Annotated in this window: 11 protein-coding genes; 9 read left to right on the top strand and 2 right to left on the bottom strand. The window is 61.5% G+C overall.

Annotated features, from left to right (window positions below):
• Positions 1-366: 366 nt before the first annotated feature.
• Positions 367-1,407, bottom strand: a complete 1,041-nt coding sequence (locus I3J27_RS13465; protein ID WP_270169906.1) for a LacI family DNA-binding transcriptional regulator — start codon at positions 1,405-1,407, stop codon at positions 367-369.
• Between the two features lie 254 nt (positions 1,408-1,661).
• Here I3J27_RS13465 and I3J27_RS13470 point away from each other — a divergent pair, with 254 nt between their 5' ends.
• The 9 genes from I3J27_RS13470 to I3J27_RS13510 all read left to right on the top strand — a co-directional run bounded on the left by I3J27_RS13470 (position 1,662) and on the right by I3J27_RS13510 (position 13,408).
• Positions 1,662-2,735 carry an ABC transporter ATP-binding protein gene (locus tag I3J27_RS13470; protein ID WP_270169909.1) on the top strand — a complete coding sequence of 358 codons (1,074 nt, stop codon included), beginning with the start codon at positions 1,662-1,664 and terminating at the stop codon, positions 2,733-2,735.
• A 74-nt stretch (positions 2,736-2,809) separates the two neighbouring features.
• Positions 2,810-4,054 (top strand): ABC transporter substrate-binding protein, encoded by a 1,245-nt coding sequence (locus I3J27_RS13475; protein WP_270169911.1) that lies wholly within the window; start codon positions 2,810-2,812, stop codon positions 4,052-4,054.
• 97 nt (positions 4,055-4,151) lie between these two features.
• Positions 4,152-5,093, top strand: coding sequence for a carbohydrate ABC transporter permease (locus I3J27_RS13480; protein WP_270169913.1), 942 nt, complete (start codon positions 4,152-4,154; stop codon positions 5,091-5,093).
• Positions 5,090-5,944, top strand: coding sequence for a carbohydrate ABC transporter permease (locus I3J27_RS13485; protein ID WP_270169915.1), 855 nt, complete (start codon positions 5,090-5,092; stop codon positions 5,942-5,944). Before I3J27_RS13480 ends, I3J27_RS13485 begins: the two co-directional genes overlap by 4 nt.
• Positions 5,945-5,983: 39 nt before the next feature.
• The gene (locus I3J27_RS13490) at positions 5,984-6,739 is read left to right on the top strand and encodes an SDR family NAD(P)-dependent oxidoreductase (RefSeq protein ID WP_270169917.1); all 756 of its coding nucleotides are present in this window, start codon (positions 5,984-5,986) and stop codon (positions 6,737-6,739) included.
• A gap of 20 nt (positions 6,740-6,759) precedes the next feature.
• A complete protein-coding gene (locus tag I3J27_RS13495) occupies positions 6,760-8,751 on the top strand; it encodes an alpha-glucosidase (protein ID WP_270172732.1) in 1,992 nt (663 codons plus the stop codon).
• Positions 8,752-9,642: 891 nt separating this feature from the next.
• Positions 9,643-11,169 carry a sugar ABC transporter ATP-binding protein gene (locus I3J27_RS13500; RefSeq protein ID WP_270169919.1) on the top strand — a complete coding sequence of 509 codons (1,527 nt, stop codon included), beginning with the start codon at positions 9,643-9,645 and terminating at the stop codon, positions 11,167-11,169.
• A complete protein-coding gene (locus tag I3J27_RS13505; RefSeq protein ID WP_270169921.1) occupies positions 11,166-12,158 on the top strand; it encodes an ABC transporter permease in 993 nt (330 codons plus the stop codon). Before I3J27_RS13500 ends, I3J27_RS13505 begins: the two co-directional genes overlap by 4 nt.
• A gap of 140 nt (positions 12,159-12,298) precedes the next feature.
• Positions 12,299-13,408, top strand: a complete 1,110-nt coding sequence (locus I3J27_RS13510) for a substrate-binding domain-containing protein (protein ID WP_270169922.1) — start codon at positions 12,299-12,301, stop codon at positions 13,406-13,408.
• A gap of 131 nt (positions 13,409-13,539) precedes the next feature.
• Here I3J27_RS13510 and I3J27_RS13515 read toward each other — a convergent pair whose 3' ends face one another.
• Positions 13,540-14,334, bottom strand: a complete 795-nt coding sequence (locus tag I3J27_RS13515; protein ID WP_270169926.1) for a DeoR/GlpR family DNA-binding transcription regulator — start codon at positions 14,332-14,334, stop codon at positions 13,540-13,542.
• Positions 14,335-14,413 lie beyond the last annotated feature (79 nt).

The raw sequence follows: 14,413 nt of genomic DNA on the forward strand, positions 1-14,413 counted from the left end.
TTGGAGCCTGATCTCGCCGGCTTTCTTTGGCTGGAGCTTGCTCAAATTGGCCGATGATGGATTGGCGCGAGAGTTCAAGTATTTCCATTGCTTAGAAGGCGGCGTGTGCACCGGGAGATCAAGGAAAATCTATCGACGGCAAGTGCGGATGGCCGCTCTTTCGAGTGATGTGACTTTGAAATCGAGTTGCGAGGGGCGGGGCACTCACGGGCGTAAGAGTAGATCGATCGAGAACGCCGCGATGCGTCAGTCTCTCGCCCGGTCTAGCGGACCGGAATTATCGGTTCACGCGCGACACTTAGCGGACCTCATCATCACTACGTCCGAGTCTAGGTTCTCGGTACCCACGGGTGACTGAATTTCCAATTAACTGCTCTGCCGATGGAGTAGGGTGAAACGCGTATCGATGACGGCCTGTTCTGGCTCGCCGTCGGAGCGCAAGATCCTTGCGATGATCAGCCGCGCGGCTTCCTTCCCGATCAGGTCGCCAGGCGGGCGGATGGTCGTCAACGACGGATTGGAGGCCGCGCTGAAGCTCAAGTCGCCGAAGCCCACCACCGATAGCTGCTCGGGGATTGTGATGCCAAGGCGCTGGCACTCGAAGATCACGCCGAGGGCGATGTGGTCGTTGGAGCAGGCAATCCCGTTCACGTTTGGAAAGCGATGCAGGGCCTCACCGAGCAGCATGGCGCCGACCTCGGCGCTCGCTGGCGCAGGATGCCGGATGATCTCCGCAGTGACATCCGGCACGTTCCGCGCCGTCTCGACGAAACCCTGGGCGCGCAGTGCAGCGCGGCGATCCTCGTGCAGGCGGGCGCCAAGAAACAGCAATCGCTTGCGTCCTCGCTGAACGAGATGCGACGCGGCGGTACGACCGACCTGGTCGTGGTGAAAACCGACTGCCATGTCCATGGTCTGGGAACCGAGCTCCCAGATTTCGACAACCGGCACCTTGCTGTCACGCAACAGCCTGCGCGTCGCGGCGCTGTGCGACAGGCCGGTCAAGACGACGGCGGCGGGGGCCCAGGACAGTGCTGTGCGGACCAGGTTTTCCTCGTCGTGCTCCTTGTACTCGGTGTGGCTGAGCATCACCTGCAGTCGCTGCTTGCCGAGCTCGTCCTGCAGGGCGGCGACGGTCTCGGCGAAGAACGCATTGCGGACAGATGGCACAATGATGCTCACGACGCGCGATGAGGCCGCCGCCAGCCCGCCGGCCATCAGGTTCGGCACGTAGTCGAGCGCCTCGATGGCGCGTGCGATCGACTCGCTCGCCGCCGCCGAAACCGCATCCGGCTTCCTGAAATAGAGGGACACCGTGGACGGCGACAGCTCAGCGCGCGCCGCCACATCCATGATCGTGACCCGTTGCATCTTGCGCCGGGTGCGCGTGGGCTTTGGTGCCGCCATTCCCCTGGTGGTCCAAAAATAATAGCGCTGCTATCTAGCTGAGATTTTGTCGCGATACAATCGCACTCTTCTTATCAGAAGAATAAAACTAATCATAATCAGTCAGATGCGATAGTATTTCATCTCCTAACCTGCCGGATTGAACTGGAGTTGGCGAGCATTTCCTTGGCCGTTGATTTCCAAAAATCGTAGCGCTACCATCAACCACCGCGGCTCAAGGGCCGTAGGGACGCGGGGACGGGAGAACAGGGCTCATGGCTTCGGTCAGCCTGCGCAAGCTTGAGAAGAGCTACGGCGCGCTCCGCGTCGTCAAGGCCATCGACCTCGAGATCATCGATGGCGAGTTCGTGGTGCTGGTTGGTCCGTCGGGCTGCGGCAAATCGACGACGCTGCGCATGATCGCCGGACTCGAAAGCATCAGCAGCGGTGAAATCCGGATCGGCGATCGGATCGTCAACGATCTGCCGCCGCGCGAGCGGGATATTGCGATGGTGTTCCAGGACTACGCGCTCTATCCGCACAAGACGGTGCGCGAGAACTTGGGGTTCAGCCTGAAGGTGCGGGGTGCGAACGCGGCGGATGCGGCCGTGAAGATTAAGGCCGCGGCGGAGATGCTCGGCATCACCCATCTTCTCGACCGGCGGCCGGGACAGCTCTCCGGTGGACAGCGCCAGCGGGTTGCGATGGGCCGGGCCATCGTTCGGCGGCCGCAGGTGTTCCTGTTCGATGAGCCACTGTCCAATCTCGACGCGAAGCTGCGCGGTCAGGTGCGCACGGAAATCAAACGGCTGCACCAGGCGATAGGGACCACCATCGTCTATGTAACCCACGATCAGGTCGAGGCGATGACTCTGGCCGATCGCATCGTCATCCTTCGCGGCGGCGATATCGAGCAGATCGGAACGCCCGATGAGGTCTATAACAATCCGGCCAACGTCTTCGTCGGCAGCTTCGTTGGCTCTCCGTCAATGAACTTCGCCAAGGCCAGGGCTGCCCATGGCTATCTCGATTTCGCCGATGGCAACCGTCTGCCGCTTGCGGCTTTGACTGGCACGGGAATTTCGGCGGTTGACGGGCGCGAATTTATCGTCGGCATCAGGCCCGAGCATTTCACATCCGGGATGTCTGATGTCGGCTTGAATTGCGAGGTTCAGGTCGTCGAGCCGCTCGGCTCCGATACGCTGGTGCATTTCTCGGTGGGAGGCGCGACATTGACCGCGCGGCTGCCGCCCGAGTTGCGTCCGCGAACTGGTGAGGCATTCAAGCTGGGCCTCGACCCTGCGAAGATACATCTGTTCGATGCGGAGACGGAGCGTGCATTGCACTAACAGGTGCGCAACGAGGCCATCAACCACAAGCTAGCAACGTCGCAAGCAAGCGGCGATCTTATTCGGAGGACGGCATGAGTTTGGGACGCATTTCAAAGATAACGGGATTGCTGCTCGGGTTCGGAGCGTTCGCATTCGCAACCGGCGCGTCCGCCGAAACCTCGTTGAAGCTCTTCGTCACAAGCCAGGGTCAGCCCGGCATCTGGCGCAAGGTGCTCGATCAATACGAAGCGCTCAATCCGGGCGTCAAGGTCACTATCGAACTGGGCGGCGCGACCTCGGATTTGCAGGCGCAATATCTCAACACGGTCCTCACGGCGAAGGACTCTTCACTCGACGTGCTGATGCTCGACGTCATACGGCCGGCGCAGTTTGCGGCTGCGGGCTGGACTAGCCCGATCGCAAGCGAAAACATGTCGTCTTATCTCCGCGCCTATGCGGAGGCGAACACCGTCGACGGCAAGGTCGTGGCGCTCCCCGCCTTTGCGGATTCCATGTTCCTCTATTATCGCAAGGACCTGCTCGACAAATACGGGCTCCAGCCGCCAAAAACCTGGGACGAACTTGCTGCCGCCGCGAAGAAAATCGCGGACGGTGAGCAGAATTCGAATCTGCAGGGCCTCTCGTTTCAGGGCAAGGCGATCGAAGGCGCGGTTTGCACTTTCCTCGTACCGTACTGGAGCCAGGGCAAGGTGGTCGTTAAGGACGGCAAGCTCGATTTCGATCGTGAGGCCGCTGCGAAATCGCTCGCGCTTTGGAAGAGCTTCGCCGATAGTGGTGTCGCCAAGAAGAACATTGCCGAGGTTGCGACCGACGACACGCGCAAGGAGTTCCAGGCCGGCAACGTCGTATTCGCGGTGAACTGGGCCTACGCATGGGCCATGACGCAGGGCGCGGACTCCGCCGTGGTCGGCAAGGTCGGCGTCGCACGGCTCCCGGCGGTCACGGGCGGTGAACAGGCGACTTGCCTCGGAGGTTGGGAGTGGGGCGTTTCCGCCTTTTCCAAGCATCAGGAGGAGGCGAAGAAGCTCGCCGAATATCTGTCGAGTCCCGAAGTCTCCAAATTCATGGCCATCAACGGCTCGTTGCTGCCGACTTACGGCAAACTATACAAGGACGCGGACGTGACCAAGGCGGTGCCGTGGTTCGCCGACGCTCAGCCGATTGTCGAGACCGCGAAGCCGCGTCCGGTGACGCCGCGTTACAACGAGGTCAGTGAAGCGATCCGGACCACGGTCAACGCGGTGCTTGCGGGCGTGACTACGCCGGCGGACGGCGCCACCCAGATCGAGGCTCGCCTGAAGCGGATCCTCCGCTAAGGCATGATCCAGCGACGAGCGGGTGTGCTTGGTACCCCGCTCGTGGTCGCGAATTCCAGCGTCGTCTTGCGCGCAATCCGGATCGGACTTAACGACGATGACATGCACGTTCAAGAACGCAGCCGATCGCGTCGATGCGCGACGTGCAAGGCTGTCGCGCTGCCTCGATCCGGACGAAACGACGCTCGCCGTATTGCTCTTGGCACCCGCCGGGGTACTGCTCAGCATGATGATCGTCTATCCAGTGGGCCGGCTTATCTACACGAGCTTCCTCGACCTGTCGCTGACGTCGGGCCTGCCGGCGCGATTCGCCGGGCTCGCGAACTTTCAGCAGATGCTGGAAGATCCCGTCTTTTGGCAGGCGACCTGGAACACGATCCTGATCACGCTGATCACAGTGCCCGGCGCGCTGCTCGTCGGGCTCGGACTTGCGCTGCTCGCCAATCTGCCGTTCCGGATGCGGTGGCCGGTGAGGCTCTCGCTTCTGATTCCGTGGGCGCTGCCGCTTGCGTTCGCGGGCCTGATCTTCGCATGGTTCTTCCATTCGGAGTACGGCGTCGTCAACGACGTGCTCAATCGGATCGGCCTGCCGGGCGTGATCTGGTTCAATTCGCCGCGTCTCGCCTTCGCCGCGATCTGCCTCACCATCACCTGGAAGGCCTCGTCCTTCATGGCGATGATCATTCTCGCCGGATTGCAGACCATTCCGCGTTCGCTTTACGAGGCCGCTGATGTCGACGGGGCAGGGCGTGTGCGGCAATTCTTCGAGATCACGCTGCCGCTGTTGAAGCCCACGATCGTGGTCGCGCTGATCTTCCGCACCATTACTGCGCTGCAGACCTTCGATATTCCGTACATGATGACGGGAGGCGGGCCGGGCACCTCAACTGCGACGTTGGCCATGTACATCCACCAGAACACCGTATCGTTCCTCGACCTCGGTTATGGATCGGCGCTTGCGGTGGTGATGTTCGGCCTTTCGATGTGTGTCACGGCGCTTTACCTGCGCATGATCCGCGGCAGCGAGCCTGTGTCATGAGCACGGCTATCTTCTCCGCTGCGGGCTCGGTCTTATCAGGCAAACCGTTGCGGGCCATCGCTGCGCTCGTTCTCGTCGTGAACGGCCTGTTCCCGGCGCTGTGGATTCTGCTGACCTCGTTCAAGACAGAGGCCGAACTCACGCTGAAGCCGATCACCTGGCTGCCGCACGCGGCGACGCTGCGGAATTACAGCCAGGCGTTCTCCGATCAACCGCTGCTCACGTTCCTGTTCAATAGCGTCATGGTCGCGCTGCTGTCGACCGCGTTGACCCTGCTGATCTCGGTTCTGGCGGCCTATGCGCTTGCGCGGCTGAATCTCAGGTTCAGAGGATTGATCATGTCGATGATCATCGCGGTCTCAACCTTTCCGCTGGTGACGCTGCTGGTACCCTTGTTCGAGACGATGCGTGCACTCAATCTGCTCAACAGTTGGACAGCATTGATCTTGCCCTACACCGTATTGAGTCTGCCGGTCTGCACCCTGGTGCTGACGTCCTTTTTCGAAGCTATTCCGCGCGATTTGGAGAACGCTGCCATGATAGATGGCTGCACGCGATTTGGCGCGCTTTTCAAGGTGGTGGTTCCGCTCTCGGCGCCGGGCGTATTCACTGCCGGAATCCTTGCCTTCGTCAACTCCTGGGACGAATTCCTGCTGGCCCTGTCGTTCAACTCCAATCCGGGCCTGCGGACGCTGCCCGTCGGAATCCAGCTCTATCAGGGAGAGTTTGCGTTTCCGTGGCCGGTCATATCCGCCGCGCTCGTCGTGGGTATCGTGCCAGTCGCGATCCTCATCGTGATCTTCCAGGAGCGCGTCGTCTCGGGGCTGACCGCGGGCGGTCTCAAGGGGTGAGGTCCAGCGGGATATCCCGGGCTTAACGAGGTTACCAAAATGGCAGCTTACGATTGGGTTCGCTACGCCTCATTGGCAGGTCGCAGCGTGCTAGTTACTGGCGGGGCGTCCGGAATTGGCGCGGAAATGGTGAGGGCCTTTGCCTCCCAAGGGGCGATCGTCTCGTTTGTCGACATCGACGAGGAGGCGGGGCCGGCGACCGCTGCCGCCACGGGAGCGGAGTTCATCGCTTGCGACGTCACCGACATTGCGGGGCTCCGCTCGGCGATCGCGGGCGTAGAAGACAAGCATGGGCCGGTTGCAGTGCTCATCAACAACGCCGCCCGCGATGATCGTCACGCGATGGCCGACGTTGAGCCCGAAGCTTGGCGGCGGTCGCTGGCGTTAAACCTCGATCATCAGTTCTTCGCCAGCCAGGCCGTGAGCAGGCGGATGACCGAGGCCGGCCGCGGAGCGATCATCATGTTCGGATCGGTCTCCTGGATGCGCGGGATCCCGGGAATGGTCGGCTATACAACAGCGAAGGCCGCAATCAACGGCATGACCAAAACGCTTGCGCGCGAACTGGGGCCGGCGGGCGTTCGCGTCAACTGCATCGTGCCGGGCGCGATCGTGACTGAACGTCAACTACGCCTATGGGCAGCGCCCGAGAGTAACCAGAAGTTCATTGACAGCCAGGCGCTCAAATTTCGACTCGATCCCACGCACGTCGCGCGCGTGGCGCTGTTCCTCGGCTCTGACGAGAGCGCAGGCTGCACAGGGACAAACTTTGTCGTCGATGCCGGCCTGACCTGAAGGGGCGAAGAGAAATGGACCTGAAACTTGAGACGACCCAATCCGGCTTCGCGGTTTCCATTTCTGGCCGGCGGATTCTCACCCATAGTGCCGCAGCGCCATGTTTCTTTGTCGGGCAGGGGAACGATAGCATCACGATGCATCGCGGCCGCTTCGAGATCGAGGATCGCGTTGCTGAACGCTGTCCGCTGGCGCATGCCGAGATGGATGGCGACATGATCGCGCTTGCCGCGGCCAAGGGGCAACCCCCGCGCCTGGCCGTTACACTCGAGGGCAATGCGTTGGTGCTGCGGGCCCTTGATCCATCGGTCAACCGATTTTGGCTGCGTGTGGTTGCCGACCGGGACGAGAACGTCTGGGGCGGAGGCGAGCAATTCTCCTATTTTGATCTGCGCGGGCGGCGGTATCCGTTGTGGAGTTCGGAGCCAGGCGTCGGGCGCGACAAGACCACCGAGATAACGTTCAAGGCGGACGTGGGGGGCCACGCAGGCGGCGACTACTATCATACGAACTATCCCCAGCCGACTTATGTTTCCTCGGCGCGCTATGCGCTTCATGTCGAAACATTCGCCTATAGCGCCTTTGATTTTCGCGATCATTCGTTTCACGAGATTGAAGTCTGGGCTATTCCGGAGCGCATTGAGCTGTTTGCCGCGCCGACCTTCGTCGGGCTGGTGGAGATACTGTCGAGCCGTTTTGGACGCCAGCCGCCACTTCCGGAGTGGGTCTACAACGGCGCGATCATCGGCCTGAAGGATGGGGCGAACTCATTCAATCGCCTTGCGAAGATACGTGAGGCTGGCGTCAAGGTTGCCGGTCTGTGGTGCGAAGACTGGGTCGGAATTCGACGAACTACCTTCGGCGCGCGACTGTTCTGGGACTGGCAGGCAAACGAGACGCGGTATCCGGGCCTGCGACAGCGCATCGCTGAATTGAACAACGAGGGCATCCACTTCCTCGGCTATGTGAATCCGTATCTCTGCGAAGATGGCGTCCTGTTCAAAGAGGCTGAGGATGCGGATTATTTCGTCAAGGATACGTCGGGGCGAACTGCCCTGATCGATTTCGGAGAATTCAACTGCGGCATTGTTGATTTCACCAATCCAGACGCTGCAGCGTGGTTTTCCGAAGAGATCATAGGCGCGAGGATGCTCGACTATGGCCTGTCCGGCTGGATGGCCGATTTCGGGGAGTATCTACCGGTTAACGTGCGTCTCGCCAGCGGGGTCGACGCAAGACTTGCGCACAACCATTGGCCCACGCTATGGGCTGAAGTCAACGCGAAGGCCGTGGCCAGTCGCGGCCGCACTGGTGAGGCAGTGTTCTTCATGCGGGCTGGCTTCACTGGTATACAGAAGTCGTGCCCGTTGCTCTGGGCCGGCGATCAATCGGTTGACTTTTCGCGGCACGACGGGCTGGTCACGGTCATCTGCGCCGCCTTGTCATCAGGATTGCTCGGCAACTCGTTTCATCATTCCGATATCGGTGGCTATACGAGCCTGTTCGGAAATGTCCGCACGCCCGAACTCTTCATGCGCTGGGCCGAGATGGCGGCATTCACGCCGGTGATGCGTAGCCACGAAGGCAATAGGCCGCGTGACAATTTGCAGATCGACAGCGACCCCGCGGTCCTTTCGCATTTCGCCAGAATGACTGCGATCTACGTTCAACTCTCGCCCTATCTCAGGAGATTGTCACTGGAAGCAACTCGCAGGGGCCTTCCGGTGCAGCGTCCGTTGTTCCTGCATCACGAAGAGGACCGGCGGACATACGGCATTCAGGATTGCTATCTCTATGGTCGGGACGTGTTAGTCGCTCCCGTCTGGCAGGTATCGCAGGACGAGCGGAAGCTCTACCTTCCGGCTAGGGCCGACTGGATTCACGTCTGGACAGGCCAGTCATTTGCCGGTGGCCAAGAAATATCGATCGAGGCGCCGGTGGGGCGGCCTGCGGTCTTCTATAGGGCAGATACCGAATTCGAAACGGTGTTTGTTGGACTCCGGGATTTATAGTTCCGGCTTGGCGACTCTTGCAAGTCTTGGAAAGCGTCGCCAACCAACTTTGGCTGCGCGCGGCGGGGCCTGTCCCGCACTCGTTGGAGCTCCACTTTCCGTTCTCGTGTCTGCAATTTTCGGTTGGAAGTCGATATCGTGGCGGAGAAACCTTGATTAGATCGAGGTGGATCTCGTTTGCTTGCATTACCGGTGATGCTTATGAGGACGGCTCCGTATCATCGAGTGCCAGCCGTCATGCCCCTATTAGACGTGGTCGAACTGATCGCTGCCTCGAAAGCGAAGACCGGGGGCATTACATACGCCTCGGCCGGGGCTGCAACCTTGTCCATCTGACCATCTGCGCCTTGCCAAACGTTCCGGCGCGCAGTGGGCGTATGTGGGCTCACAGGGGGCGCTCCTGCCGTCAACGACACGATCGCCGGGCACGTCGGCATCAGTGGCATTCGATCGTTCCAAAGGGACGCTTCGAAGCGCGCCAGTGACAGAACGCGATTATCCTCGTGCACGGCGAGATATGCCGTCTTCCCGTCGAATCCCGTAATCGTCCCTGGTCCGCGGAAGACGCCCAAATCTGACGAACGACTAGGCCTTCAGTGCGTGGCGCAACCCGCGGGCTGTCCTGGATGTCGAGCAGGTCCCCGCTGGGAAAGTGGCCGATCGGTCGACATTCGCGACGGCACGAGGCGCGATCGGGGTAGCGGTCATTCGAACCTGCTTCCCAAGCGATCTGCCTTGACAAGCCTCCCCTATGATAGAATTATAACAATATAAGTTGCAAAAGTAACAATATGTCACCATCGTACCAGCGTAGCGCGGGGCCGACGGGAGGAAAGTTTGGAATTGTCGGGTTCGGTTGCAGCAGAGCCTCGGCCGTCGCCCTCGCTTGTGATGGTCAGTGCCATCAACAAGCGCTTCGGCGGCGTGCGCGCGCTACGCGATGTCAGGCTCGAGGTCCGGGCCGGCGAGGTGCACGCGCTGCTGGGCGAGAACGGTGCCGGAAAATCCACGCTGATCAAGATCCTCAGTGGCGTTCATACCCTCGACAGCGGCACGGTCGAAATCGCCGGCAGGCTGGTGGAATTCGACAGCCCGGCGAAGTCGCGCGAGGCGGGGATCGCCGTTGTCTATCAGGATCTCAGCCTCATTGAATCCCTGAGCGTCGCGGACAATCTGTTGCTCGGCCGCGAGCCGCGCGCAGCTTTCGGCTTTGTCAGGCAGCGCGCGCTGATGGCCAGGGCCGAAGCGTTCCTGAACGAACTCGGCATTCCCCTGGATGTGGGGGCAACCGTCGGCTCGCTGCCGTTCGCCTACCGCCAGATGACGGAGATCGCCAAGGCACTGATGGGCGAGGTTCGGCTTCTGATCCTCGACGAACCGACCTCATCGCTGACATCGGATGAGGTTCGGATCCTGTTCGATGCGATCGGGAAGGCAACGCGCCGCGGAGTCGGCGTGATCTATGTGACCCATCGGCTCAACGAGGTCTTCGAGATCTCGCAGCGTGTCACCGTGCTGCGCGATGGCGCCAACGCCGGCACGTTTGTCACCGCCGATACGGACATGAAGCGGCTGGTGAATGCCATCGTCGGCTCCGATCGATCGGCATCCACCGGCTCGCGCGCCGAGCCTGCAACGAAGCGCGGGTTGGATCCGTCGCCGGTTCTGTCGCTGTCCGGCGTGTCCAACGATCGGCTTCGCGCCGTCGACCTCTCGGTGCTGAAGGGCGAGATTCACGGCCTCGCCGGATTGATCGGCAGCGGACGCACGGAAATTCTGGAGACGGTGTTCGGCCTCCGGCCGCTCGACAACGGCGCAATCGAGATCGAGGGCCGCCGATGGCTGCCGAACGGGCCGGCAGATGCAATAAAGCAGGGCATCGCGCTGGTGCCGGAGGATCGCCACGTGCAGGGCCTGGTCCTAGACCATTCGATCGAGCGAAACGTCACCCTGCCGCGGATCCCTCATTTCTCGCGCTGGGGCTGGATGCAGCAGCGCGCCGCCGCCCGGCGTGCGGAAACCGCCGTCGCCAGGCTTGCGGTGAAGGCGCAGGGCGCCTTCACCCTGGTCAGGACACTGTCCGGCGGCAACCAGCAAAAGGTCGTGTTCGGAAAATGGAATGATCCGCGGCCACGCCTGCTGCTCCTGGACGAACCGACGGTTGGTGTCGATGTTGGCGCGCGCGAGGAAATCTATGCCGTGATCCGGAACGCGGCCCGCGACGGCAGCGGGGTCCTCGTCGTCTCCTCCGATCTCGTCGAGTTGATCGAGCTCTGCGACCGTATCTCCGTGATCGACAACGGGGGTGTCGCCCGAACGTTGTCGCGCGGCGAGATCGATGACGCCGAAGAGCTGCACCATCTCCTCCAGATGTACCAGGCCTCCGGGCTGAGCCTATCGCAAGAGTTGTCCGCATGACCGAACTGACTGCTCCCAACGTCGTCGCTTCGTCGACCCAGTCCGACCGGCGCCGCAAGATTCTCCAGAATCTGTTGCGGGGCGAGCGGCCTTACATGCTGTACATCGCCTTCGTGATCCTGCTGGTCGTTTTCAGTCTGTCCTCGCCCTGGTTCTTGTCGGTCGACAATTTCCTGAACATCGGACGCCAGACCACGCTGGTGTCGATCATCGCGGTCGGCATGACCTTCATCATCATCGCGCGTCAGATCGACCTGTCGGTTGCATCGACGTTGGCGCTGTCAGGCATGGCGGCTGCTCTCGCGATGAGCCAGATCCACAACAGCTGGATCGTGGGCGCCGTGGCCGGGCTCGGCACCGGCGCGCTGGTCGGGCTGCTCAATGGCATCCTGACCACGCAGCTATCAATCCCGTCCTTCCTGGTAACGCTGGGCTCGCTGAGCATGGCGCGGGGGTTGGCGATGATGGTGACCAACACCAAGCCTGTCATCATCACCAACGAGACCTATTTCGCGATCTTTGGGGAAGGCACGTTCCTCGGCATACCGGTTCCGATCGCTTGGACGTTAGCGGCGATGATCGCCGGCATCCTGCTGCTGCACTACAACGTGTTCGGCCGGCGCATCTACGCAGTCGGAGGCAATCCGACCGCGGCGCTCTATTCCGGCATCAACACCAAACGGATCACGACTGCGGCCTTTGTCCTGACCGGCACGCTGGCCGGTCTAGCGGCGCTGGTGCTGTCCGCACGTTCACACGCCGCGCGGCCCGATGTCGTGCAGGGCATGGAGCTCGACGTCATCGCCGCGGTGATCCTCGGCGGCTGCAGCCTGTTCGGCGGGCGCGGCTACATCCTGGGAACGCTGTTCGGCAGCCTGATCATCGGCACGCTCAACAACGGCCTTGTTCTGCTCGGCGTGAGCTCGCCGATGCAGCTCGTGATCAAGGGCGCGATCATCGTTGCCGCGGTTGCTTTCACGAAACGCTAGTCGAGGTCAGGCGCATGAACAACAAGTTCATTGCGCTGCGTGGGTAGGGGCAAGGTCGCTGGCCCTCCGGTGAATCGGCGACCAAAATGGAGGAAACAATGAAACCAATCTTGCGACAAGCCTTGCCTTTGACTGTGCTGATGGCCGCTGCTGCCATCTCGACCATGCCCTCGGCCCGCGCCGAGGTGCCCGCGACCTGCGTCAAGGGCGTCGATCTCGCGAAGCTTGGGCCGAAATCGATCGTCGGCCAGGGGCCACACGGCGAGAAGGCGGCTTCACCCGAGGTGCTGGCACTGTCGGAGGCCGACGCCGCGAAGATCAAGGACAAGCACTTCAAGGTCGGCATCTCCATGCAGACGGTCAACCTCGACTGGTCGCAGCTCCAGATCCAGGGCATTACCGATACGCTGAAGAAGTACGGTGTGACGGTGACGGGCGTCGCGTCCGCCGAATATCAGGTCGACAAGCAGATCGCCGACATCGAGAACACCATCCAGCAGCATCCGGACGGCATCATTTCGATCCCGGTCGATTTCACTGCGACCGCGCCGACCTACAAGAAGATCGCCAAGGCCGGCATCAAGCTCGTGCTGATGGACAGCATCCCGACCGGCCTGAAGCATCCCGAGGAATATGCGACGATGGTCTCGGCGGACAGCCAGGGCAACGGCCAGATCGCGGCTCAGATCCTGGCGTCCTGTATGCCGCAGGGCGGCACCATCGGTCTCGTCAATTTCGGCGTCGACTATTTCAGCACCAACGAGCGCACCAAGGGCGTGCGGGAGTGGATGAAGGCGAACCGGCCCGACATCAAGATGAAGCAGGTCGACTTCACCGATCCGCCGAAGGTCTCGCAGATCGCGGGCGACTTCCTGACCGGCAACCCCGACGTCAAGGGACTGTACGCGGTGTGGGATCAGCCGGCGCTCGACACGCTGAGCTCGATGCGGGCCCAGGGCATCGATATTCCCATGACGACGGTTGATCTCGGCCTGCAATCGGCCATCGAGATTGCCAAGGGCGGTCCGCTGAAGGCGACGGGCTCGCAGCGTCCCTATGACCAGGGCGTCGCCGAGGCGATGGCGATGATGAACGCGCTGCTGGGCAAGGAAACGCCCGGCTGGGTCGGCGTGCAGTCGCTGCCGGTGACACAGTCGAATGTGCTGGAGTCCTACAAGACCGTCTTCAAGAAGGAGCCGCCGGCCGAGCTGACGGATGCCTGCAACAAGGCTAAGCCCGCCTGCAACTGAGCCTGCGGCTACGATGCGCGGTCCCGTGCCGCGCATCGTTGTTTGAGCATGATCTTTCCGGAAAACTGCTTCACACTTTTCCGGATCATGCTCCAGCAGACCTGACCCGGGCGAGCCAGCCCCCGTCCGGATCAGGCTGCGCTGGTGACGTATTCGACGGGAAGATTGCGGAAGTGCTTGCGCGTGTCTGATGGCACCGAGCCGCCGACGATGATCCGCGCGAACGAACCGATATCGGAGAAGAAGGCCGGCTTGAGGCTGCCGAGCTTGCTGGCGTCGACGACGAGGATGCTCTCCATCGCAGTGGCAATGACAGCCTGCTTGATGGCGACTTCGTGAAAGTTCGAGCAGCTTGCGCCGCGGGTCCAGTGCAGGCCGCCGGCCGAGATGAAAGCCTTGTTGACGCCGAGCCGCCGCAGATAGGACAGGCCGTCGTCCGACGAGAACGACTGCGACGACGGATGGTAAAGTCCCCCCATCAGCATCACCTGCGTTGCGGGCCGATGCGTGACGATCGAGGCGACGTTCAGCGAATAGCAGATCACCGAGAGCGGCATGTCCTCGGGCAGGCAATCCGCCAGCGACTGCATGGTGGTGCCGCAGTCGATGAAGATGGTGTCGCCTTCCTTGATCGAGGCGGCCGCGGATCGGCAGGCGAGGCGCTTGTCCTGCGTGTGCTGGTCGATTTCCTGCTCGAATGTGTATTTGATTCCGGTCGGCGACGCCGCGTTGACGACGTAGCCGCCGAGCAGGGCGAGCGCCGCTTCCGGACCGGCAAGATCGCGCCTGACCGTCATCTCCGACACCTTCAGCAGATCCGCGGCGTCCTTTAGATGCAATGCGCCGCTGGTCTCGACGGCGCGGCGCAGCCGTTGCAGCCGCTGGACGCGGGACTCGCTGGAGCGTGCGGTCGGTGTTTCAGCCATTTTCGTTACCGAGCTTGCTTATCCGGTTGACAATGATCTTACAATGATGTGAGTTTAGCAACGTCAATTTGTTACAATA

It is taken from the genome of Bradyrhizobium xenonodulans (genome assembly GCF_027594865.1).
GTDB classification, from domain to species: domain Bacteria; phylum Pseudomonadota; class Alphaproteobacteria; order Rhizobiales; family Xanthobacteraceae; genus Bradyrhizobium; species Bradyrhizobium xenonodulans.

Bases quoted from the DNA above. Each gene is read 5' to 3' on its own strand.
- I3J27_RS13465 (WP_270169906.1), bottom strand. From the start codon at position 1,407: ATGGCGGCACCAAAGCCCACGCGCACCCGGCGCAAGATGCAACGGGTC.
- I3J27_RS13470 (WP_270169909.1), top strand. From the start codon at position 1,662: ATGGCTTCGGTCAGCCTGCGCAAGCTTGAGAAGAGCTACGGCGCGCTC.
- I3J27_RS13475 (WP_270169911.1), top strand. From the start codon at position 2,810: ATGAGTTTGGGACGCATTTCAAAGATAACGGGATTGCTGCTCGGGTTC.
- I3J27_RS13480 (WP_270169913.1), top strand. From the start codon at position 4,152: ATGACATGCACGTTCAAGAACGCAGCCGATCGCGTCGATGCGCGACGT.
- I3J27_RS13485 (WP_270169915.1), top strand. From the start codon at position 5,090: ATGAGCACGGCTATCTTCTCCGCTGCGGGCTCGGTCTTATCAGGCAAA.
- I3J27_RS13490 (WP_270169917.1), top strand. From the start codon at position 5,984: ATGGCAGCTTACGATTGGGTTCGCTACGCCTCATTGGCAGGTCGCAGC.
- I3J27_RS13500 (WP_270169919.1), top strand. From the start codon at position 9,643: ATGGTCAGTGCCATCAACAAGCGCTTCGGCGGCGTGCGCGCGCTACGC.
- I3J27_RS13505 (WP_270169921.1), top strand. From the start codon at position 11,166: ATGACCGAACTGACTGCTCCCAACGTCGTCGCTTCGTCGACCCAGTCC.
- I3J27_RS13510 (WP_270169922.1), top strand. From the start codon at position 12,299: ATGGCCGCTGCTGCCATCTCGACCATGCCCTCGGCCCGCGCCGAGGTG.
- I3J27_RS13515 (WP_270169926.1), bottom strand. From the start codon at position 14,334: ATGGCTGAAACACCGACCGCACGCTCCAGCGAGTCCCGCGTCCAGCGG.